This window comes from Seohaeicola sp. (genome assembly GCF_048006315.1).
Taxonomy (GTDB): domain Bacteria; phylum Pseudomonadota; class Alphaproteobacteria; order Rhodobacterales; family Rhodobacteraceae; genus Seohaeicola.
On sequence record NZ_CP180350.1, the window covers coordinates 1226334 to 1247740 of the forward strand.

Annotated in this window: 18 protein-coding genes and 1 pseudogene; 12 read left to right on the plus strand and 7 right to left on the minus strand. The window is 64.0% G+C overall.

What is annotated here, in order from left to right; genetic code table 11:
• Nucleotides 1-28: 28 nt before the first annotated feature.
• The 7 genes from ACMUJL_RS06230 to ACMUJL_RS06260 all read left to right on the plus strand — a co-directional run bounded on the left by ACMUJL_RS06230 (nt 29) and on the right by ACMUJL_RS06260 (nt 7993).
• On the plus strand, nt 29-1807 hold the full coding sequence (locus tag ACMUJL_RS06230; RefSeq protein WP_375569617.1) for an acyl-CoA dehydrogenase C-terminal domain-containing protein: 1779 nt from the start codon (nt 29-31) through the stop codon (nt 1805-1807).
• Nucleotides 1808-1861: 54 nt separating this feature from the next.
• Nucleotides 1862-2074 carry a hypothetical protein gene (locus ACMUJL_RS06235; protein WP_068287778.1) on the plus strand — a complete coding sequence of 71 codons (213 nt, stop codon included), beginning with the start codon at nt 1862-1864 and terminating at the stop codon, nt 2072-2074.
• A 36-nt stretch (nt 2075-2110) separates the two neighbouring features.
• On the plus strand, nt 2111-3268 hold the full coding sequence (locus ACMUJL_RS06240) for an acyl-CoA dehydrogenase family protein (RefSeq protein WP_068287775.1): 1158 nt from the start codon (nt 2111-2113) through the stop codon (nt 3266-3268).
• Between the two features lie 156 nt (nt 3269-3424).
• On the plus strand, nt 3425-4060 hold the full coding sequence (locus ACMUJL_RS06245) for a glutathione S-transferase family protein (RefSeq protein WP_375569614.1): 636 nt from the start codon (nt 3425-3427) through the stop codon (nt 4058-4060).
• A 40-nt stretch (nt 4061-4100) separates the two neighbouring features.
• Entirely contained in the window at nt 4101-5312 is a 1212-nt protein-coding gene (locus tag ACMUJL_RS06250; protein ID WP_375569612.1) for an acetyl-CoA C-acetyltransferase, read from the plus strand.
• 3 nt (nt 5313-5315) lie between these two features.
• Nucleotides 5316-5792, plus strand: coding sequence for a hypothetical protein (locus ACMUJL_RS06255; protein ID WP_375569611.1), 477 nt, complete (start codon nt 5316-5318; stop codon nt 5790-5792).
• 2 nt (nt 5793-5794) lie between these two features.
• Entirely contained in the window at nt 5795-7993 is a 2199-nt protein-coding gene (locus ACMUJL_RS06260; protein WP_375569609.1) for a 3-hydroxyacyl-CoA dehydrogenase NAD-binding domain-containing protein, read from the plus strand.
• Nucleotides 7994-8158: 165 nt separating this feature from the next.
• Here ACMUJL_RS06260 and ACMUJL_RS06265 read toward each other — a convergent pair whose 3' ends face one another.
• Together ACMUJL_RS06265 and ACMUJL_RS06270 are read right to left on the minus strand one after the other, a co-directional pair.
• Nucleotides 8159-8803, minus strand: coding sequence for a sulfotransferase family 2 domain-containing protein (locus ACMUJL_RS06265; protein ID WP_375569604.1), 645 nt, complete (start codon nt 8801-8803; stop codon nt 8159-8161).
• A 40-nt stretch (nt 8804-8843) separates the two neighbouring features.
• Nucleotides 8844-9779, minus strand: a complete 936-nt coding sequence (locus ACMUJL_RS06270; protein ID WP_375569602.1) for a DMT family transporter — start codon at nt 9777-9779, stop codon at nt 8844-8846.
• Between the two features lie 227 nt (nt 9780-10006).
• On the opposite strand from ACMUJL_RS06270, the gene ACMUJL_RS06275 reads away from it, so the two are divergent.
• The 5 genes and pseudogenes from ACMUJL_RS06275 (at nt 10007) to ACMUJL_RS06295 (ending at nt 15827) form a co-directional block, all read left to right on the plus strand.
• A complete protein-coding gene (locus ACMUJL_RS06275; protein WP_375569600.1) occupies nt 10007-11221 on the plus strand; it encodes a M24 family metallopeptidase in 1215 nt (404 codons plus the stop codon).
• 123 nt (nt 11222-11344) lie between these two features.
• Entirely contained in the window at nt 11345-12970 is a 1626-nt protein-coding gene (locus ACMUJL_RS06280; protein ID WP_375569598.1) for an AMP-binding protein, read from the plus strand.
• A gap of 611 nt (nt 12971-13581) precedes the next feature.
• Nucleotides 13582-13715, plus strand: a pseudogene (locus ACMUJL_RS06285) (transposase); the annotation flags it as partial.
• 201 nt (nt 13716-13916) lie between these two features.
• Entirely contained in the window at nt 13917-14063 is a 147-nt protein-coding gene (locus ACMUJL_RS06290; RefSeq protein ID WP_416914191.1) for a hypothetical protein, read from the plus strand.
• A 735-nt stretch (nt 14064-14798) separates the two neighbouring features.
• A complete protein-coding gene (locus tag ACMUJL_RS06295) occupies nt 14799-15827 on the plus strand; it encodes a hypothetical protein (protein ID WP_375569594.1) in 1029 nt (342 codons plus the stop codon).
• A gap of 3 nt (nt 15828-15830) precedes the next feature.
• Here the strand turns inward: ACMUJL_RS06295 and ACMUJL_RS06300 are convergent, their stop codons facing one another.
• The 5 genes from ACMUJL_RS06300 to ACMUJL_RS06320 form a co-directional block, all read right to left on the minus strand.
• Nucleotides 15831-17174: an SPOR domain-containing protein gene (locus ACMUJL_RS06300; protein ID WP_416914192.1), complete on the minus strand. Its 1344-nt coding sequence runs from the start codon at nt 17172-17174 to the stop codon at nt 15831-15833.
• Between the two features lie 90 nt (nt 17175-17264).
• Nucleotides 17265-17897: a uracil phosphoribosyltransferase gene (gene upp, locus ACMUJL_RS06305; RefSeq protein WP_375569590.1), complete on the minus strand. Its 633-nt coding sequence runs from the start codon at nt 17895-17897 to the stop codon at nt 17265-17267.
• Complete coding sequence (locus tag ACMUJL_RS06310) at nt 17894-18892, minus strand: adenosine deaminase (protein ID WP_375569588.1); 999 nt, start codon at nt 18890-18892, stop codon at nt 17894-17896. The genes upp and ACMUJL_RS06310 overlap by 4 nt, the downstream gene beginning before the upstream one ends.
• Nucleotides 18889-20103, minus strand: coding sequence for a phosphopentomutase (locus tag ACMUJL_RS06315; RefSeq protein ID WP_416914193.1), 1215 nt, complete (start codon nt 20101-20103; stop codon nt 18889-18891). Before ACMUJL_RS06315 ends, ACMUJL_RS06310 begins: the two co-directional genes overlap by 4 nt.
• Nucleotides 20100-21407, minus strand: coding sequence for a thymidine phosphorylase (locus tag ACMUJL_RS06320; protein WP_375569584.1), 1308 nt, complete (start codon nt 21405-21407; stop codon nt 20100-20102). The genes ACMUJL_RS06315 and ACMUJL_RS06320 overlap by 4 nt, the downstream gene beginning before the upstream one ends.

A 21407-nucleotide genomic window follows, 5' to 3' on the forward strand; every position in this document is an offset into this window, starting at 1 on the left:
CACCCGACGAGACCCAAGGGAGACAGACATGCCCAGCTACACCGCCCCCGTCAAAGACCTGCAATTCGTCTTGCACGATCTGCTGAAAGTATCCGCATCCGACATTCCGGGCTATGCCGAGCTTGAGGCCGATTTCACCGCCGCCGTTCTGGAAGAGGCGGGCAAACTGACCTCCGAGGTGCTGGCGCCGCTGAATGCCGTCGGTGACGTGGAAGGCTGCAAGCTGGAAAATGGCGTCGTGCGCACCCCCACCGGGTTCAAGGCGGCCTTCGATCAGGTCCGCGAGGGCGGCTGGACCGGCCTCGACATGCCCGAGCAATACGGCGGCCAGGGCATGCCCTACGTGATGGGCACCGCGGTGGGCGAGATGTTCTCGGCCTCCAACCAGGCCTTCACCATGTATCAGGGCCTGACCCATGGCGCAGCCTCGGCGATCCTTGCCCATGGGTCGGACGCGCAGAAGGACATGTATCTGCCCAGGATGGTGTCCTGCGAATGGACCGGCACCATGAACCTGACCGAACCGCATTGCGGCACCGACCTGGGCCTGATGCGCACCAAGGCCGTGCCGCAGGACGATGGCAGCTACAAGATCAGCGGGCAGAAGATCTTCATCTCGGCCGGCGATCACGACATGGCCGACAACATCATCCACCTTGTGCTGGCCAAGATCCCCGGCGGCCCCGAGGGCATCAAGGGTGTCTCGCTCTTCATCGTGCCCAAGTTCCTGGTGAACGCGGATGGCAGCCTTGGCGCGCGCAACGGCGTGTCGGTCGGCAAGATCGAGGAAAAGATGGGCATCCACGGCAACTCGACCTGCGTGATGAACTATGACGAGGCGACCGGCTACCTGCTGGGCGAGGCGCACAAGGGCATGCGCGCCATGTTCACCATGATGAACGAGGCCCGCATCGGCGTCGGCATGCAGGGCATGGCCCAGGCGGATGTGGCGTTCCAGAACGCGCTGGCCTACGCCAAGGACCGTCTGCAGGGCCGCGACGTGACCGGCGTGAAAAACCCGGACGGCCCCGCCGATCCGCTGATCGTGCACCCCGATATCCGCCGTTCGCTGATGGATCAGAAAAGCTTTGTCGAAGGGGCGCGCGCCTTCATGCTCTGGGGTGCGTCCCTGATCGACCGGTCGCATCGCAACAACGACGCCGCCGCAGACGGTCTGATCTCGCTGATGACCCCCGTGATCAAGGGTTTCCTGACCGACGAGGGTTATGACATGACCGTCAAGGCACAGCAGGTCTATGGCGGCCATGGCTATATCGAGGAATGGGGCATGTCCCAATTCACCCGCGACGCCCGTATCGCCATGATCTATGAAGGTGCGAACGGCGTGCAGGCACTGGACCTCGTGGGCCGCAAGCTGGCCACGGATGGCGGCAAGCACGCGATGGCCTTCTTCGAGATGGTCAAGACCTTCATCAAGGAAAACGAAGGCAACGAGGCGCTCAAGGCCGATTTCCTCGACCCGCTCAAGGCTGCATCGAAGGACCTGCAGACCGCGATGATGTATTTCATGCAGAACGGCATGAAGAACCCCAACAACGCGCTCTCGGGCTCTTACGACTTCATGCACCTCTTCGGCCATGTCTGCCTTGGCCTGATGTGGGCGCAAATGGCGAAAGCCGCGCATGAGGCATTGCAGGCGGGCACGGAAGACGTCACCTTCTACCAGACAAAACTGGCCACCGGGCGCTATTACATGGCCCGCCGCCTGCCCGCGACCGCGCTGCACCTGGCGCGGATCAATACCGGGGCGGAGACCGTGATGGCGCTGGAGGCCGCCAACTTCTGACAGGTGCCGGGCGGGGCCAGCCCCCGCCCGCCCGACCCGCAAAGGAGCCAGCCCATGCCGAAACGCTTCCGCCTGACCCGCCGCTTTCCCGTCGCCATGACCGAGGACGGCTATCGCAGGCTGAAGAAATTCGCGGCAGAGGCCGGGCTGGACGAAGGCGAGGCGCTGTCCTTCCTTTTCGAGAATTTCGACAGCGTCATCAACGACGACACCTTCGCGCACCGCCTGCGCCTGTTCAATTCCGAACTGGACGCACGAAAACGCTGAGACCACGACAAGACAACACCGGGGGAGGAGACCCGCATGACATCCGCCTGGATGACCGACGAACACCAGATGCTGGCCGACATGACGGCCAAGTTCATCACCGATGAATGGTCCCCCCATTTCGAGCGCTGGCGCAATCAGGGCCAGATGGACCCCGCGATCTGGCAACAGGCGGGCGAGCTTGGCCTTTTGTGCCCCTCCATCCCCGAGGAATGGGGCGGCCATGGCGGCGATTTCGGCCATGAAGCCGCGATCCTGATCGAGGCGAGCCGCGCCAATCTGGCCAGCTGGGGCGTGGGCATCCATTCCGGCATCGTCGCGCATTACATCCTCGCCTATGGCACGGACGATCAGAAACGCCGCTGGCTGCCCAAACTGACCTCCGGCGAACTGGTCGGCGCACTGGCGATGACCGAACCCTCGACCGGATCGGACGTGCAGGCGATCAAGACCAAGGCGATCCGCGACGGCAACACCTACAAGCTGTCAGGCCAGAAGACATTCATCACCAATGGCCAGCACGCCACACTGATCATCGTCGCCGCCAAGACCGACCCCAGCCAGCGCGCCAAGGGCGTCTCGCTGATGGTGCTGGAAACCGAAGGGGCGGCAGGCTTCAAACGCGGCCGCAACCTCGACAAGATCGGCATGAAGGCCTCGGACACCTCGGAGCTGTTCTTCGACAATGTCGCCATCCCGCCCGAAAACCTGCTGGGCGGCGAGGAAGGGCGCGGCTTTGCGCAACTGATGAGCCAGCTTCCGCAGGAACGCCTGATCATCGCCTGCGGCGCCATCGGCGCGATGGAGGGCGCGGTTGCCCGCACGATCCAGTATTGCCAGGAACGCGAAGCCTTTGGCGGACCGCTGACCCAGTTCCAGAACACCCGCTTCAAACTGGCCGAATGCCTGACCCGCACGAAAGTCGCGCGCGCCTTCCTTGACGAATGCATGGCCGAACACCTGCGTGGCGCGCTGAGCGTCGAAAAGGCTGCCATGGCGAAATACTGGATCACCGACACGCAGAACCAGGTGCTGGATGATTGCCTGCAACTGCATGGCGGCTATGGCTTCATGCAGGAATATGCGGTCGCCGAAATGTGGACCGATGCCCGCGTGCAGCGCATCTATGGCGGCACCAACGAGATCATGAAGGAACTGATCGCGCGCAGCTTCGTGGATCGCAAATCGGCGTGACGGCGCGCGGGACGATGGGACAGGAGCCTCCGGCGAGGATATTTCCGGCAAGAAGAAACCCCGCGCGCCGCTGCCCTTCATCGTTCGGCAAATACTCTGCGGGAGCGCGGGGGCGCACCCCCCCAGGTTTCACCGCATCAACAGGAAGGAAAGACCATGACCATCAAACTCTATTGCTTCGGCGAAAGCGGCAATGCCTACAAGGCGGCGCTGACACTGGAACTTTCCGGACTGGAATGGGAGCCGGTCTTTGTCGATTTCTTCAACGGCGAAGGGCGCAGCCCGGAATTCCGCGCCATCAACTCGATGGGCGAAGTGCCCGTCATGGTGGACGGCGATCTGACCCTGTCGCAGTCGGGCGCCATTCAGGATTACATCAGCACCAAAGGCGGCAAGATGGGCGGGCGCAGCGCGAATGAACGGCGCGAGATCATGCGCTGGATCCTGTGGGACAATCACAAACTGTCCAGCCAGGCGGGGATGACCCGTTTCCTGATGAACTTCCTGCCCGAAGACAAACGCCCGGCCGAGGTCATCGGCTTCATGCAGGGCCGCCTGAAAGCCGCCTACAAGGTGCTGAATGACGAGTTGTCCGGCAAGGACTGGCTGGTCGGTGACCGCCTGACCATCGCCGACATCGCCTGCTGCGGCTACCTGTTCTACCCCGAACCCTTCGGCTTTGACCGCAAGGAATGGCCCCATATCGATGCCTGGCTGACCCGGATCGAACAGACCCCCGGCTGGAAACACCCCTATGACCTGATGCCCGGCAGCCCCGCTGACCGCGCCTGACCCAAGATCGGCCCCTTCGGGCCACATGAAGGAGACGACCATGACAGATGTCTATATCTACGACGCCATCCGCACCCCGCGCGGCAAGGGCCGCGCCGACGGATCGCTGCACGAGGTCACCTCGGCCCGGATCAGCGCGCAGGTGCTCAATGCGCTGAAGGAACGCAACGGTTTCGAGGGCCACGCGGTTGAAGACGTGATCTGGGGCAACGTCACCCAGGTGATGGAACAGGGCGCGTGCCTGGCACGCACCGCTGTACTTGCCTCGGATCTGGATGAATCGATCCCCGGCCTTGCCATCAACCGCTTCTGCGCCTCCGGCATGGAGGCCGTGAACCTTGCCGCCAACCAGGTGCGCGGTGGCGCGGGCATGGGCTATATCGCCGGCGGCGTGGAGATGATGTCCCGCGTCCCCATGGGCAGCGACGGGGCGGCCATCGCCGTCGATCCTTCCATCGCCATGGACAGCTATTTCGTGCCCCAGGGCATCAGCGCCGATATCATCGCCACGGAATACGGTTTCTCGCGGGACGAAGCCGACGCGCTGGCGGTGGAATCCCAGCGCCGCGCCAAGGCCGCATGGGATGACAAGCGCTTTGCCAAATCCATCGTGCCGGTCGTCGACCAGAACGGCCTGACGATCCTGGGCCATGACGAATTCATGCGCCCCCAGACGGACATGCAAAGCCTTGGTGCGCTGAAGCCCAGCTTCAAGGACATGGGCGAGGTGATGCCCGGTTTCGACAAGGTCGCCCTGATGAAATACCCCCACCTGGAGCGGATCAACCACATCCACCACGCGGGCAATTCCAGCGGCATCGTGGACGGGGCCGCAGGCGTACTGATCGGCAACAAGGAATTCGGCGAGAAATGGGGGATCAAGCCCCGCGCGCGGATCAAGGCGACCTGCAAGATCGGTACCGATCCCACGATCATGCTGACGGGCCCCGTGCCCGCCACGCAGAAGATCCTGGCCGACAGCGGCATGTCGATCAGCGACATCGACCTTTTCGAGGTGAACGAGGCCTTCGCCTCGGTCGTGCTGCGCTTCATGCAGGCCTTCGACGTGGACAGCTCTGTCGTGAACGTCAACGGCGGCTCGATCGCCATGGGCCACCCGCTGGGCGCGACCGGCGCGATGATCATCGGCACCCTGCTGGACGAGCTTGAGCGCACCGGCAAGGGCACCGGCCTTGCCACGCTCTGCATTGCGTCCGGCATGGGGGCCGCCACGATCATCGAGCGGGTCTGACCCATGGCTGCGCCCTTGACCCTCACCGATCCCTGCGCCGTGTCGGAATACCTTCTGGCACGCACGGGCGAGGCCTACATGGTCGGCGACTTCGACAGTTTCGCCGCCTGCTTCGCCCTGCCGCAATGGATCGAAACCTTCAAGGGACGCAGCCTGATCGCCACCCCTGATGAGTTGCAAGCCCTCTTCAATGCGGTGCGCAGCAACTTCTGCCGTCTGGGCGTCACCGATCTGGTGCGCCGCTGCGTGGCGGCCGAGTTCCGCGACCCCGACACGATCGAGGCGACCCATGAAACCCGCCTGCTCTCTGGCGCGCGGCTTGTGCAGCCCAGCTATCCCTGTTTCTCGGTGATCAAACGGACCGAACAGGGATGGCTTGTCGCTGGCGGACAATACGCGATCCAGGATGCGCTTGAAATTGACACCGCACCCCTTGGTGCTGCCAGCGCATCTTCCCATTCCTCCCATACTGGAGTTTGACCATGACCGATTTCACCATGCAGAAAGATGCCGAAGGCATCGCCACCATCACATGGGATTGCCCCGGCAAGTCCATGAACGTGCTGAATACCGAGGCGCTGATCCATCTGGACAGCCTGATCGATGACGCACTGGCCGATGACGCCGTCAAGGGCGTTGTCATCACCTCTGGCAAGAAGGATTTTGCCGGCGGCATGGACCTGAACGTGCTGGCCAAGATGCGCGAAGACGCGGGCGACGAGCCCGAGCGCGGGCTTTTCGAAGGGATCATGCAGATGCATGCCGCCCTGCGCAAGATCGAACGCGCGGGGATGGACCCCAAGACCCTGAAGGGCGGCAAGCCTATCGCCGCAGCCCTGCCCGGCACCGCCGTGGGCATCGGGCTTGAACTGCCGCTGGCCACGCATCGCATCTTTGCCGCGCCCAACCCGAAGGCCAAGATCGGCCTGCCGGAAATCCTTGTCGGGATCTTTCCGGGTGCCGGTGGCACCACGCGCCTTGCGCGCAAACTGGGCGCGATGGGTGCTGCCCCCTATCTGCTGGAAGGCAAGCTTCTGGATCCGGCCAAGGCGAAATCCGCAGGCATCATCGACGAGGTGGCCGATGATCCCGTCGCCGCCGCCCGCGCCTGGGTGCTACAGGCCAAGGATGCGGATCTGGTGAAACCCTGGGACGCCAAGGGCTACAAGATGCCCGGTGGCACACCCTATCACCCCGCCGGTTTCCCGACCTTCGTGGGTGCATCGGCCATGGTGAACGGCAAGACGCAAGGCGCCTTCCCGGCGGCCAAGGCGCTGCTGTCGGCGGTCTACGAGGGCGCGCTGGTGCCCTTCGACACCGCCCTCAAGGTCGAGGCACGCTGGTTCGTCAATGTGATGATGAACCCGTCCTCTGCTGCGATGATCCGCTCGCTTTTCGTGAACAAGGAAGCATTGGAAAAAGGTGCCGTGCGTCCCGAAGGCGTTGCCGATCAGCGTGTGAAGAAGCTGGGCGTGCTGGGTGCGGGCATGATGGGTGCGGGCATCGCGCTGGTCAGTGCGCAGGCCGGGATCGAGGTGGTGCTGATCGACGCCACGCAGGAAAGCGCCGACAAGGGCAAAGCCTATACCGAGGCCTATCTTGACGGCGGCATCAAGCGCGGCAAGGTCACCGCCGACAAGAAAGCCGCGATGCTGGGCCTGATCACCGCCACCACCGATTACGACGCGCTGAAAGGCTGCGACCTGATCATCGAGGCGGTGTTCGAGGACATGAAGGTCAAGGCCGAGGTTACGAAAAAGGCCGAGGCCGTGATCCCCGCAGATTGCATTTATGCGTCGAACACCTCGACCCTGCCGATCAGCGAACTTGCCAAGGCCTCATCGCGGGCCGAGCAGTTCATCGGCATCCACTTCTTCAGCCCGGTCGAAAAGATGCTGCTGGTCGAGATCATCAAGGGCGAGGCCACAGGTGACGTGGCCGTGGCCAAGGCGCTGGATTACGTGCGTCAGATCCGCAAGACGCCCATCGTGGTGAACGATGCGCGCTTCTTCTACGCCAACCGCTGCATCATCCCTTATATCAACGAAGGGATGCGCATGGTGAAGGAAGGCGTGTCGCCCGCGCTGATCGACAACGCCGCGCGGATGCTGGGCTTTCCCGTGGGCCCGCTGCAACTGGTCGATGAGACCTCGATCGATCTGGGCGCCAAGATCGCCCGCGCCACCAAGGCCGCGATGGGCAATGCCTATCCCGATGGTGAGGTCGACGAGATCATCTTCTTCATGGAAGGCGAGGGCCGCATGGGCCGCAAGGCCAAGGCAGGTTTCTTCACCTATGACGAGGCTGGCAAGCGTCAGGGCTACTGGGCGGGTCTGGCCGACAAGTACCCCCGCCTTGAGGACCAGCCCAGCCTGATCGAAGTGCAGCATCGCCTGATGTTCGCCCAGGTGCTGGAAGCCGTGCGCGCACTGGAAGAAGGTGTGCTGGAAGACATCCGCGAAGGCGACGTGGGCGCGATCCTGGGCTGGGGCTTTGCGCCGTGGTCGGGCGGTCCGTTCAGCTGGCTCGACATCATCGGCACGCCCTACGCCGCCGAACGCTGCGATCAGCTTGCGGCAGCCTACGGCGACCGTTTCGCCTGCCCCGCGCTGCTGCGCGAGATGGCCGACAAAGGCCAAAGCTTCTACGGTCGCTTCGGCGCGGACAAGAAAGCCGCCTGATCCCGGTCAGACATCCCCTGCAGAACATACAAACGGCGCGGTCCCGAGGGTCCGCGCCGCTTGCATTGGGGGGGTGCTGCAACGGTGATATTATTTACAAAACGGAAACAGTAAACAAAAAATTATATTTCCTTATACGTTTTGGAAACAGTTAGGCAGCCCAACTCAGAAGGAATAGCCGAACCGCGCAATGTCTTCGGCACAGAGATCACCGACAAGTGCAGCATCATCCGGACTGTAATACCCGCGGTAATCCGCGTCGCGATCCGACTGGTTCACCCGGTCAATATCCAGCCGGAAGCCAAGATGCGCCCAAAGGGGGGCTGCGTCTTCGTCAAGGTTTTCAAGGCGGACATAGGCCGCGCAACGCTCAACGCCGCCGGCATCGCGCATATGGCGCGCATAGGGCCATGCGCGCAGGCTGGCGCTGGTCTGCGGATGATTGAGAAAGCCCGAGAAGGCCAATCCCTTCGCAAGCTCCACCGCCGGATGATCAAAGTCCTGACTGCGCAGCCAGTGATAATAGCTGACCATGCGGTCCCATGGATTGCGCACCAATGTGAAACAATAGCTCTGGGCGATGTCCTCGCGGCTGACCAGCCCGTCGATATCGGCAAGGGTGGAATGTTTCCACAACCGCCCCGCGGCCTGCACCCCCTTCAGGCGATGCTTGCGCCGCTGCGCCTTGGGCGTGTCACCCAGCAGGATGTCATCCGCCCGCGCACGCCCCTCCAGCGCCATGGCCAGCGCCGTGCCCCCCGTCTTGGGAATATGGACAAAGATATAGCGACGGCCCGGCGAAATGATCATGCGGCCACGCTATCGGATCGGGGCAATGGTGCAAGCCCGCTCAACCGGGGATGATCTGACGGCGCTGCTCTGCACCCGACCGCAGGGCGATGATCACCCCGGCCGAGGCGATCAACCCGATCCCGATCGCCTGCCATGGGCCGACCGGCTGCGCAAACAGCCACCATGCAAAGAACGGGCCGAAGATCATCACCGAATATTCGAAGACCGACACGAATCCCGCCTCGCCGATCTGGTAGGCCTTGATGATGCACCAGACCCCGGCCAGCGATCCCACGGCCTGCAACCACAGCAGCGGCCAGACATCGACCAGCGGCCAGACCCAGCGCCGGGTCAGGAAACCTGTCTCGGGCATGTCCAGAACGATCAGGCCCAGCGCCATCGCACCAGAAAACAGGCACTGAAACAACATCACCCCCAGAAGCAGGGCCATGGTGCTTTCACCCTCGCACCATGACCGGGTGGCGATGATCGACACGGCATAGAACAGCCCACCCGCCACCGGCAGAAGCGTCCACATGGAAAAGGCGTTGGTATCGGGCTGCAAGACCAGCAGGATACCAATGAACCCCATCAGAACCGCAACGATCCGCCATGGGCCGATACTGTGGCCCATCAGCCCCCATGTGATCAGCAGGATGAAGATGGGCGAGGTGAACAACCCCGCCAGCGCCTGGGCGATGGGCATGAAGCCCAGCGCCCCGAAATAGCACATCATGGCGATCCCCGCGAAGGCAGACCGGCCGCCCACCCGCAGGATGGATCTTGGCCGCAAGGTGCCCAACCCGGCCCATGACATGGCCAGCAGCATCGGAAACATCAGCAGCGTGCGCATGACCTGAAACTGCCACAGCCCGATTTCGGCGGCGATTGCGGCCACGTAATTGTCGATGAAACCGATGATCAGCATGGCCACCAGCATCACGCCGGCGGCAGCAAGCGGCCTGTTCAGATCGGCGGGGGCAACAAGGGTCATGGAATGTCCGGCAAATGTCTCCATGTCCTGCTTATGCCGCCGCAAGGCCGATCTCAAGCGATGCTTGAAGGGGGCCTGCATTGTCATGTATACTTCACGTCAGGGCGTGCCGATGGCGTCGGCGCGGGGAACAGCCTTCCCTTTCCTGCGGATTGATCCGCTGTCGTCCTGTACGCCGGGACCTCTGACAAGGGGGCCCGCGCAAATCCGGCCCCGCAGGACCGATGATGACCCAGACCGCAAGACCAGACATGTACCGCTTTCACAATGGCCAGAAAGCGCCCCTGCCATTTGATCCGTCCGAATATGCCGCCCGCCTTGCCGGGCTGCGTGCCACCATGGCCGATCTTGGGGTCGATGCCTGCGTGATGACCTCGATGCATAACGTCGCCTATTACTCGGGCTTTCTCTACTGCTCCTTCGGGCGTCCCTATGCCTGCGTGGTCACGCCCACCGAATGCGTGACGATCAGCGCGGGCATCGACGCAGGCCAGCCCTGGCGGCGCAGCGTGGGCGACAACATCACCTATACCGACTGGGCGCGCGACAACTACTGGCGCGCCGTGCGCTCCGTCACCGGCGAAGGCCGCGTGATCGGCTATGAGGCCGACCACCTGACCCTGCTGCAATCGGCCAAGCTCGACGGCTTCCTTGCGCCCTCCGCGCGGGTGGATATCGCGCCTGCCACCATGCAGCAGCGCATGCGCAAATCCGAGGCCGAAATCACGCTGATCCGCGCCGGCGCCAATGTGGCCGATGTGGGCGGCTATGCCATCCGCGATGCGGTGCGCCTGGGCGCGCGCGAGATCGACATCGCCATGGCCGGCCGCGACGCGATGGAGGCCGAGATCGCAAAGCGCTTTCCCGATGCCGAATACCGCGACACCTGGGTCTGGTTCCAGTCCGGCATCAACACCGATGGCGCGCATAACCCCGTCACATCACGCGCGCTGGAGCGTGGCGATATCCTGTCGCTCAATACCTTCCCGATGATCTCGGGCTATTACACGGCGCTGGAACGCACCCTTTTCGTGGCCGAGGTCGACGCCGCCAGCCTCGCCATATGGGAGGCCAACGTCGCCACCCATGAATACGGCATGTCCCTGCTGAAACCGGGCGTCAGCTGCGCCGAGGTGACCCACAAGGTCAACGATTTCCTGGCCGCGCGCGACCTGCTGCAATACCGCACCTTCGGCTATGGCCACAGCTTCGGCGTGCTGTCGCATTACTACGGCCGCGAGGCGGGTCTCGAACTGCGCGAGGATATCGACACCGTGCTGGAACCCGGCATGGTCATCTCGATGGAGCCGATGCTGACCCTGCCCGAAGGCGCCCCCGGCGCCGGTGGCTACCGCGAACATGACATCCTGCTGATCACCGAAACCGGGAACGAGAACATCACGGGCTATCCCTACGGGCCGGATTTCAACGTGGTCGGCTGACCTGACGGGCGCGGGCCGCATGTCTGACGGTCCGCGCCTTTCCCCCCTTCCCTTCCCGCCCCCGCGCGCAATACTGTACCCAAAACGAACCGCAAGGTGACGCTTCGAAACGGGAGGGACGCGATGGGCTGGCTCAAGGATGAAACGGGTCTTGGCAAGACGGCGGCGAATTACACGCCTCTGACGCCTCTGTCCTTCCTCAAACGCGCGGCAAAGGTCTTTCCCGATCATCCGGCGGTGATCTACGGCGCGCATCGCAAGACCTATGCGGACTATATCGACCGGGTCACGCGCCTTGCCTCGGCGCTGACCAAACTGGGCGTGCAGCCCGGCGATGTGGTGGCCACCCTGATCCCGAACCTGCCCGCCCAGGCCGAGGCGCATTTCGGCGTCCCCGCCTGTGGCGCGATCCTCAACACGATCAACACAAGGCTGGAAACCGACACCGTCGCCTATATCCTCGATCACGGCGGCGCGAAGGTCCTGCTGGTCGATCCGCAGTTCCTGCCGCTGGCCGCCGAGGCGATGGAGCGGATGGAAGGCCCCGCCCCCATCGTGATCGAAGTGCCGGACGAGCATGCGGGCGTGCATGCCCATGGCCATTACACCGATTACGAAAGCCTGCTGGCGGCGGGCGATCCCGATTTCGACTGGATCATGCCCGAGGATGAGTGGGAGAGCATCGCGCTCAACTACACCTCCGGCACCACGGGCCGGCCCAAGGGCGTGGTCTACCACCACCGCGGCGCTTACCTCAACGCCATGGGGCAGGTCATCAGCTGGCGCATGACGCTGCACCCGCGCTACCTGACCATCGTGCCGCTGTTCCATTGCAACGGCTGGTGCCACACATGGATGATGCCGGTGCTGGGTGGCACGCTGATCTGCTGCCGCGACATCACCGCGCCCGCCATCTTCAACGCCATCGCGGATGAAGGCGTGACCCATTTCGGCGGGGCACCCATCGTGCTGAACACGCTGGTCAACGCCCCCGCAGCCCAACGCCGCGAGTTTTCCCAGACGGTCGAGGTGTTCACCGCCGGCGCCCCCGTCGCCCCCGCGACACTGGCCAAGATCGAACCCATGGGTTTCAACGTCACGCAGGTCTACGGCTTGACCGAAACCTATGGCCCCGGCACCGAATGTACCTGGAACGCCGCCTGGGACGGGCTGCAAGGCGATGCCCGCGCCGCGATGAAGGCGCGCCAGGGCGTGGCCATGCCCTTCCTCGAGGATGTGACCGTCATGACCGACGGCATGAGCCAGATCCCCATGGATGGCGTCACGCAGGGCGAGATCATGTTTCGCGGCAATGGCGTGATGAAAGGCTATCTCAAGAACCCGAAAGCGACGGAAGAGGCGTTTCGCGGCGGCTGGTTCCATTCAGGCGACATCGCCGTGCAGCATCCCAACGGCTACATGCAGATCGCCGACCGCGCCAAGGACATCATCATCTCGGGCGGCGAGAATATCTCTTCGGTCGAGGTCGAAGGCGTGCTGATGGCCCATCCCGATGTGCTTCTGTGCGCCGTGGTCGCCAAACCCGACGAGAAATGGGGCGAGGTTCCCTGCGCCTTCATCGAGCTGAAGGACGGCGTGGCGGGCGACGAGGCGGCCCTGATCGCCTTCGCGCGCGAGCGGCTGGCAGGCTTCAAGACCCCCAAGAAGGTGGTGTTCCAGGAATTGCCCAAGACCTCGACCGGCAAGATCCAGAAGTTCGAGTTGCGGGCGATTGCCAAGGGGTTGTGAGGGGGTAACCCCTCGCTCCCCACGCCGTCGCCGACCCGCAACCGCGCCACAATCAGCGCGCTCGCCGACCCGCGGGGTGGCGAGCCGCCAACAGTTCGGCGCACCTTATCCCCGCCCGGTCATCCGACCTCGGTTCTATGCACCACGGTCGCAAAATCGCCGCCCCATCTCGCCCCAAGCCGCGCGGTCGCCGACCCGCGGGGTGGCGATGAAACGACAGTTCAGCGCACTTTATCCCCGCCCGGTCCTCGGCCCTCAGTTCAACCCACAACCCTCGCAAAATCGCCGCCCCAGGGGGCGGGTCGGCGATCGCGCGGCGGCGCTACGCGCCTTGATTCCGCGCGGGGGAGAAGGCGAAACACAATCAAAGTAAAAAATGGAAGTTGTCTTCAAAATCATGTTACTATTCCTAATGTGAAAAAGAACTTGTAGTTTAGTTTGGTAAAAACGATGAAACCATTTGAGCAATATGAAAATACTGAATATTGACTGCCCTTGCCTTTGACAGCTTTACAAATGTTTCTTGCGCACACCCTGCTGGCTCAAGATCGCCGCATATTCCCGGCCAGAAAGACTTTGGCCAATCTATCGCGTACCCTATACGCACCATGCCGCTGGAGACGATGCTGCGCATTTACTTCCTACAGAATTGGTACGCCCTGAGCGACCCGATGGCCGAAGAGACGCTGTATGACAGTGAAGCGATGCGCCGCTTCGCTGGGATCGAACTGGGATGACATCCCCGAGAGACCATCCTCAACTGGTCTTCGAGCGTTTTCTGCCGAAGTGATCTGGCAGATGCTGCGCTCTGGCACGCTGGTGGATGCCACGATTATCGATGCGCCGTCTTCGACCAAGAACCAGGCCATGTCTTCGACTGACTGGTATTGGCATCCCATGTCGGTGTCGAAGGGCACTGTCCACAGCCTAGAGGCCAACCGCAAAGGTGGACATCTGGGATGAACTGCTCCATGGCGAAGAGAAGTCGGTCTGGGCCGACAAGGGCTATGTCAGCGCCGAATGCGTTCTGAAGGTTGTGTCGCCATCGCACCAAGCTAGCGAAGATCACCTGCCATGGTGCAAGGTTCCCTGAAAGCGGCAGTTCGACATGAAAACGCTATGTTCAAAGAACCTCACACTTTCGACAACTTTCCTCGTACGAACATGAGGACGAGTCTGTCTTGGCTTCAGGCGGCTAAACCCTTGCGGTGCTTCGGCCGGTTGCCCTAAGCAAATCGCGCAGCGTGATCAGACTATCTTCTCAGGCACCGGCCACTTGCTGCTCACGATGTCTATCGAGCGGTTATCACTAGAATCAACGAATAGACTTCGGCAGAATATTATTTCAACAACACAGAATCTCTCTCAAATAGAATGAAGAATTTATTGAGAACAAATTTTGAAGGTGATTAATATGACAGAGCAGGCCAAAAGAAATTGCATGCAATCATTCAAACGAGCATTATCAAACGTGAAATCAACTAGGGGCTAGTGAATAGACATATCGCTTGTCAAGAAAGCTGTAGCGAACCAAAGTACCGAGTCGTCGAATACATCTGACTATGATGAGAAACTCTAGGCAGTAGCAGGCTGGATTGTATCAAAAAGTAATATCATGCGCAAGAGAACTCCCACCCGAACCGTTAAAATTTTCCCCCCCAACCGCCCTAACCGCCCGAGCAACCCATTGATTCCAAACGATCCAGAAAATGTCCCATCGTGGGACAGGCCCCCCGGCCCGCCTTGCGGGCCTCGCCAAGCCTGCCCCCTACCACCCCGGCCCACCTCATGCTAAACTCCCCTAAACAGAGGCAGGGCAGCCCCATCCATGACCGCATTGCAGGAGTATCAACGGCTCGAGGCCTCCGCCCTCTGGCGGGCCAAACCCGAGGAGCAGCGGCGCGAGGTGATCGTCTCGATCGGCGAGGCGACGCTGGTGATCTCCGATCTGCAGGACCGCCCCCTCACCCATTGGTCGCTGGCGGCCATCGCGCGCGCCAACCCTGACGAGACCCCCGCGATCTACCACCCCGAGGGCGATCCCAGCGAAACCCTCGAACTCGCCGCCGACGAGGCCGCGATGATCGCCGCCATCGAAAAGCTGCGCACCGCGGTCGAGCGCCGCCGCCCCCGCCCCGGCCGGTTGCGCGGGATCGGCCTTGCCTCTTCGATTGCCGCCCTGGCCCTGCTGGCGGTGTTCTGGCTGCCCGGCGCGCTGCGCGATCACACCCTCACGGTCGTGCCAGATGTGAAGCGCGAAGATCTGGGCCGCACGCTGATGACCCATCTGGAACGGGTGACCGGCCTGCCCTGTGTCGCCCCCGAGGGGCTGCAGGTCCTGCAGAAGCTGTCGGCCCGCCTGCCCGAAGCCTCGGGGCAGCGCAATGCGCTGATCGTCTTCCGCAGCGGCGTGCGCGACACCGTGCGCCTGCCCGGCCGCATCCTGCTGATCGGGCGCGGCCTTGTCGAAAGCTACGAGGAACCCGATGTGCTGGCGGGCTACATCATCGCCGAACAGTTGCGCGCGGAAGCCAGCGATCCTTTGGGCCGCCTGCTGGACTGGGGCGGGATCATGGCCAGCTTCCGCCTGCTGACGACCGGCTCCCTGCCCGATGACACGCTGCGCGCCTATGCCGAGACGCTGCTGACAGCACCGCCCCTGCCCCTGACGGATGACGTGTTGAAAGAAGGGTTCCAGCGGCTGTCCGTGCGGGCGACGCCCTATGCCTATGCGCTGGACTCCACCGGCGAAAAGACCCTGGCCCTGATCGAGGCCGATCCCTTCGCCAGCGCGCCGCCGCAGCCTCTGATGTCGGATGGCGACTGGCTGCGGCTGCAGGCGATCTGCGGCGGCTAGACCTCAGTTCCGGGCAAAGGCATCGCGAAAGCCCGCCGCCCGCGCAGCCCCCAGCCCCTGGGACAAGGCCCCGGCATTGCCGAAGGGCCCGGCAAGGATCACCTGCACCGGTTTGCCCTTGCTGCTGCTGCGCTGGATGCTGACCGGCAGACCTGCCGCCTGAAGTCGGCGGATCGTGCGATCTGCATTGGCGGAATCGGCAAAGGCGCCCACCTGCACGAAGCGGCCGGTCACAGCCTTGGGCGCCGGTGGCGGGGCCGCGCGGGTGGACAGGCGCGGCGCTTGGGCAACCTGCCGCTGCGGCTTGGCCTTCTGCGTGCCACTTGTCGATACGGTGATGCGATGGCCCGCCGGCACGGCGGCGCGCACCTGGGTTGCCAGATCGGTATAGGGATAGACAAGGTTCGGATTAAAGGCCGTCATGTCGCGCCCGCTGCGCCGATCGATCAGGCGGCGCGGCACGGTCTGGGTCCAGACCAGATCCATCGCGGCCTTGCCTGCCACCGTGCCTTGCGCGCGGTAAGGGTTGAGCCGGTCATCCTGCCAGGCAGGACGGTAGCCCGGCGGCACGACCGCGGCGCTTGCGGCATTGGCCTGCGCCTCGGCCACGTGGCGCGGCACGATGCGCGTCTGCGGGTCCAGCCTTGCCTGTTCGCGGCGTGTCAGGGTGATGACCGGTGCATCGACGCGCCGTCCGGTACCGTCGGCGCGACTGATCGGGTCCTGTGTCTGCGGTCCGCAGCGCACCCCGGCCGCGCAGCGGCTGGTCGTGGATGCCAGCTGTCCCGCAGCAGGACGGGCTGCGGCGGTCTGGGGCGCCCGGTTCAGCGCAGGCGGGGTCGTGATCGACGCGATCGTGCGCATCGGCGCACCCGGGCGCTGCGCCATGGCCGGCGGCTGCGGTGCGACGCGGGCATTCACGCGCGCCGCGGGTCTTGGCGGGGCCGCAGGTTCGACGCGGGCGGCGGCAGGGCGCTGTACCGGACGGACCGCCGCCGCAACCGGCGGGGTGGACGCGGCGGCGCCTGCTGCCGCAACCGGCGGCGCGGTGATCAGCGTGGCACTGGGCGGCAATGCAGCTTGCGCGGTCGTGCCGGCGCTGGCAGGCGCCCCGTTCGCAAAGGTCGGCTGTGCGCCGCAAAGGTTCTGGCGGTTCGACGTGACACGCGGCACCCACCTTGTGGCCCCGGCCACACCCGCACGCACGAAGATACAGCCATTGCTGTCAACATATTGCGTCCCGGTGAAAGAGGCCGGCGGAAATTCGGCCGGTTCGCGAAACCTGGTCGTCTGCGCATCGACCGGCAGAACCCAGGTTGCGGTTGCGGCAGCGATCAACGCCACCATCGAAAAAACCCGTACAGACATCATAAGCGCCCCCAACATAGCGTGGACGCACTGTGCCTGAATCGGAAACGCGCGTAAAGGGTGGATGGCTTATTTAGTGCCAAACATGCGGTCACCCGCATCACCTAGTCCTGGAAGGATATAACCTTTGTCATTCAGGCGCTTGTCCAGCGCTGCCGTGACGATGGGCACATCGGGGTGCGCCTCTTTCATGCGGGCAACACCTTCGGGGGCGGCCAAGAGACACATGAAGCGGATATTCGTGGCCCCCGCCGCCTTGAGCAGATCCACCGCCGCAGCCGAGGAATTGCCCGTGGCCAGCATAGGATCGACCACGATCACCAGACGGTCCTCAAGCCCTTCGGGCAGTTTGCAATAGTATTGCACGGGCTTCAGCGTCACCTCATCGCGGTAGAGACCCACAAAGCCGACGCGGGCCGAGGGGATCAGTTCCAGCACCCCGTCCAGCAGGCCATTGCCTGCCCGCAGGATCGACACCAGCGCCAGTTTCTTGCCCTTCAGCACCGGTGCGTCCATTTCCTGCATCGGGGTCTCGATCGCGCGGGTGGTCAGTTCCAGCTCACGCGTGACCTCATAGGCCAGCAGGGCCGAAATCTCGCGCAGCAGCGCGCGGAATTCCCCGGTCGAGGTGTTCTTGTCGCGCATCAATGTCAGCTTGTGCTGCACCAGCGGGTGGGTGACGATGGTCAGATGATCGGTCATGTCGGCTCCGTTCCTGTCTTCAGCCTGTCCCGCAGGCGGTCTTTCAAAGCGGCATCGCAGAAGGCCGCGTCCAGTGCCGTGCGGTTCAGCGCGGCGAAATCATCCTCGTCCCAGCCGAAGGCGCGCTCCAGCCCCTGGTATTCCCGCGTCATCGTGGTGCGGAAAAAGGGCGGATCGTCGGTGGACACCGTCACCTTTACCCCTGCATCGCGCAGTTTCGCAATGGGATGAGCCCGCCAATCGGCATAAAGGCCCAGCGCGATGTTCGATCCGGGGCAGACCTCGAGCACGGTGCCCGCCTCGGCCAGCCGGTCCATCAGGGCGGGGTCTTCGATGGCGCGCACGCCGTGGCCGATGCGGGTGACGCGCAGATCGTCCAGCGCCTGGCGGATCGACGCGGGCCCTGCGAATTCGCCGGCGTGGGTGGTCAGTTGCAACCCCGCTTCGCGCGCACAGTCGAAGGACCATGCGAAATCGCCTTGTTTGCCCATGGTCTCGTTCCCGCCCATGCCGAAACCGGTGATCCAGTCACCTGCGGTTTCCGCGGCACAGCGGGCGATCTGGCGCGCGGTATAGGGGCCGAAATGGCGGATGCAGGTGACGATGCCGCGCATGGTGATGCCATGCTGCGTTTCGGCCTTGTCCGCAGCTTCGCGGATCGCGTGCAGGTATTCGTGCCACGCTGCAAGATCGCCGCCACCGCAGAAATCGGGGCTGAGGAAGGCCTCGGTATGGATCACGCCGTCTTCGGCGCTTTGTTCCAGCACGGCGCTGGTCAGGCGGGCGTAATCCTCGGGGCGTTTGAGGACGCTTGTCGCGGCCTCGTAGACCTGCAGGAAACGGGGGAAATCATCGAAGGTATAGTGCCCGCGTTCGTCGAAAATGCCGGCGATGTCGACCGATTTTTCGCGCGCCAGACGGCGGATCAGGTCAGGCGGGGCAGCGCCTTCCAGATGCAGGTGCAGCTCGATCTTGGGGGTGGATTGCCAGCTCATGGAAAGGGCCTTCCCGGTCCGCGTTGCGACAGGCCCAGATGGGCGGCGATGGAGGCCGCAACATCCGTGAAGGCCAGATGGCCCAGCGGCCCAGCGCCCTGCCCCGCGACCAGAACAGGCACGCGTTCGCGGGTGTGATCAGTGCCGGTCCATGAGGGGTCATTGCCGTGATCGGCGGTCAGCACCATCATGTCACCGGGGCGCAGTTTCGCGATGATCGGGCCAAGGGCAGCGTCAAACCGCTCCAGCGCCGCGGCATAACCCGCCACATCGCGGCGATGGCCATAAAGGCTGTCGAATTCGACCAGATTGGCGAAGGTCAGGCTGCCGTCTTCCGCCGTATCGACCAGCCGTGCCAGATGCTGCATCAGCGTGGCGTCATCGCCCTTGGCCACGTCGTCGATCCCCCGCATCGAGAAGATGTCCCCGATCTTGCCCACCGCATGGACACGGCGGCCATCGGCCTGCGCCCAGTCGCAGAGCGTGGGGGATGGCGGGGCGATGGCGTAGTCATGGCGGTTGGCGGTGCGGGTGAAACCCCCGGCTTCGGTGCCAATGAAAGGCCGCGCGATGACGCGGCCCACGCGCATGGCATGCAGGATCGGGGCGGCGCGCTGGCACAGGCCATGCAGGCGGTCGAGGCCGAAGTGTTCCTCATGCGCCGCGATCTGGAAGACGGAATCGGCGGAAGTATAGCAGATGGGCCAGCCGGTGCGGATATGGTCGCCCCCCAGACGGGCGATGATCTGCGTGCCCGAGGCGTGGCAATTGCCCAGAATGCCATCTGTGCCCGCCAGCGCCGCGATCCGGGCAGAAAGGTCGGGCGGAAAGGCAGGTTGCGTGTCAGGGAAATAGTGCCAGTCCCATGGCACCGGCACACCGGCCAGTTCCCAATGCCCGGACGGCGTGTCCTTGCCGTTCGAGATTTCCGTGGCCGCACCCCAGCGCCCCTGCGGCACAGCCCCCAGCCCCGGCGGCGGCGCCATGCCACTGGCCAGTTCCAGCGCCGCGCCCAGCCCCAGGCGGTCGAGGATGGGCAGGTGCAGCGGGCCTTTTCGCCCCTGATCCGCCTGCCCTTCGGCGCAGGCCTGCGCGATATGGCCAAGGGTGTTCGCGCCGGTATCGGGGCGCGCGCCGTTGAAGAAGCGATCCGCATCCGGCGCGCCGCCGATGCCGACCGAATCCATCACCACCAGAAAGGCGCGGGTCACGGGGACACCCGGTCATGGATCAGGAGCGGCAGGGCCGGTGCATCATCCGCAATCGTGACCGCGCCCAGAACTTGCGTCATCGCGTTCTGCGCGGCCTCGGGTCGGCCTGCATGGATACGTGCAAGCGGTTGGCCCGCCTCGACCCATACGCCCAGTTCCACCATGTCGGACAGGCCCACGGCGGGATCGACACGGTCGCTTTCGACCTGACGCCCGCCGCCCAGTTCGACCACGCAAAGACCCAGCGCATGCCCGTCCATCGCGGCGACATAGCCGGAACGCTGCGCCTTCACCTCGCGGATCACATTGGCCTCGGGCAGAAAGCGCGCCCAGTCCTGCACTAAGCGGGTCGGCCCGCCCTGTGCTGCAACCATGCGGCCAAACACCTCGGCCGCGCGGCCATCGGCGATGCTGGCCCGGATCGTCTGCGCGCTTGTGTCGGCATCCGCCGCAAGGCCCGCACCGGCCAGCACCGCACCGCCCAGCGCCACGGACACGTCCAGCAAACGCCCCGCCGCCTGCCCCGTCAGCACCCGCATCGCGGATGCCACCTCAAGCGCGTTGCCAAGATCAGGGGCCAGCGGCTGGTTCATGTCGGTGATCAGCGCGGTTGTGGGGCAACCGGCGGCATTGGCCGTCTCAACCAGGGCCTGCGCCAGTGCCTTGGCCGCATCGGGCGTGGTCATGAAGGCGCCGCTGCCGGTCTTGACGTCCAGCACTAGGCCATCAAGCCCGGCGGCCAGTTTCTTGGACAGGATCGAGGCGGTGATCAGATCAAGGCTTTCCACCGTGCCGGTCACGTCGCGGATCGCATAGAGCCGCCGGTCCGCCGGCGCGATGGCCGACGAGGCGCTGACGATGGCGCAACCGGCCTGCGCCACCACGGCGCGCAGGCGCCCCTCGTCCAGATCGGTGCGCAGGCCGGGGATCGCCTCCATCTTGTCCAGCGTGCCGCCGGTATGGCCAAGACCGCGCCCCGAGATCATGGGCACGCAGGCACCACAGGCCACCAGCGCAGGCGCAAGGATCAGGCTGACGCAATCGCCCACCCCGCCGGTGGAATGCTTGTCCAGCACGGGTCGGTCCAGATCCCAGCCCAGCACATGTCCCGAATCCCGCATCGCGAGGGTCAGGGCCACGCGGCCCTCATCGCCCAGCCCGTTCAGCAAGGCGGCCATCGCGAAGGCCCCCGCCTGCGCGTCCGATACCGTCCCATCCGCCAGACCACGCGCGAACCAGTCAAGCTCGTCCCGGGTCAGGGGCATGCGGTCGCGCAAGCGGGTGATGATGCGACGGGCGTCCAA

Excerpts from the sequence above, each read along its gene's own strand:
- ACMUJL_RS06250 (WP_375569612.1), top strand. The coding sequence starts at position 4,101 with ATGACAGATGTCTATATCTACGACGCCATCCGCACCCCGCGCGGCAAG.
- ACMUJL_RS06275 (WP_375569600.1), top strand. The coding sequence starts at position 10,007 with ATGACCCAGACCGCAAGACCAGACATGTACCGCTTTCACAATGGCCAG.
- ACMUJL_RS06235 (WP_068287778.1), top strand. The coding sequence starts at position 1,862 with ATGCCGAAACGCTTCCGCCTGACCCGCCGCTTTCCCGTCGCCATGACC.
- ACMUJL_RS06310 (WP_375569588.1), bottom strand. The coding sequence starts at position 18,892 with ATGAGCTGGCAATCCACCCCCAAGATCGAGCTGCACCTGCATCTGGAA.
- ACMUJL_RS06240 (WP_068287775.1), top strand. The coding sequence starts at position 2,111 with ATGACATCCGCCTGGATGACCGACGAACACCAGATGCTGGCCGACATG.
- upp (WP_375569590.1), bottom strand. The coding sequence starts at position 17,897 with ATGACCGATCATCTGACCATCGTCACCCACCCGCTGGTGCAGCACAAG.
- ACMUJL_RS06280 (WP_375569598.1), top strand. The coding sequence starts at position 11,345 with ATGGGCTGGCTCAAGGATGAAACGGGTCTTGGCAAGACGGCGGCGAAT.
- ACMUJL_RS06230 (WP_375569617.1), top strand. The coding sequence starts at position 29 with ATGCCCAGCTACACCGCCCCCGTCAAAGACCTGCAATTCGTCTTGCAC.
- ACMUJL_RS06270 (WP_375569602.1), bottom strand. The coding sequence starts at position 9,779 with ATGACCCTTGTTGCCCCCGCCGATCTGAACAGGCCGCTTGCTGCCGCC.
- ACMUJL_RS06245 (WP_375569614.1), top strand. The coding sequence starts at position 3,425 with ATGACCATCAAACTCTATTGCTTCGGCGAAAGCGGCAATGCCTACAAG.
- ACMUJL_RS06265 (WP_375569604.1), bottom strand. The coding sequence starts at position 8,803 with ATGATCATTTCGCCGGGCCGTCGCTATATCTTTGTCCATATTCCCAAG.
- ACMUJL_RS06295 (WP_375569594.1), top strand. The coding sequence starts at position 14,799 with ATGACCGCATTGCAGGAGTATCAACGGCTCGAGGCCTCCGCCCTCTGG.
- ACMUJL_RS06260 (WP_375569609.1), top strand. The coding sequence starts at position 5,795 with ATGACCGATTTCACCATGCAGAAAGATGCCGAAGGCATCGCCACCATC.
- ACMUJL_RS06300 (WP_416914192.1), bottom strand. The coding sequence starts at position 17,174 with ATGGTGGCGTTGATCGCTGCCGCAACCGCAACCTGGGTTCTGCCGGTC.
- ACMUJL_RS06255 (WP_375569611.1), top strand. The coding sequence starts at position 5,316 with ATGGCTGCGCCCTTGACCCTCACCGATCCCTGCGCCGTGTCGGAATAC.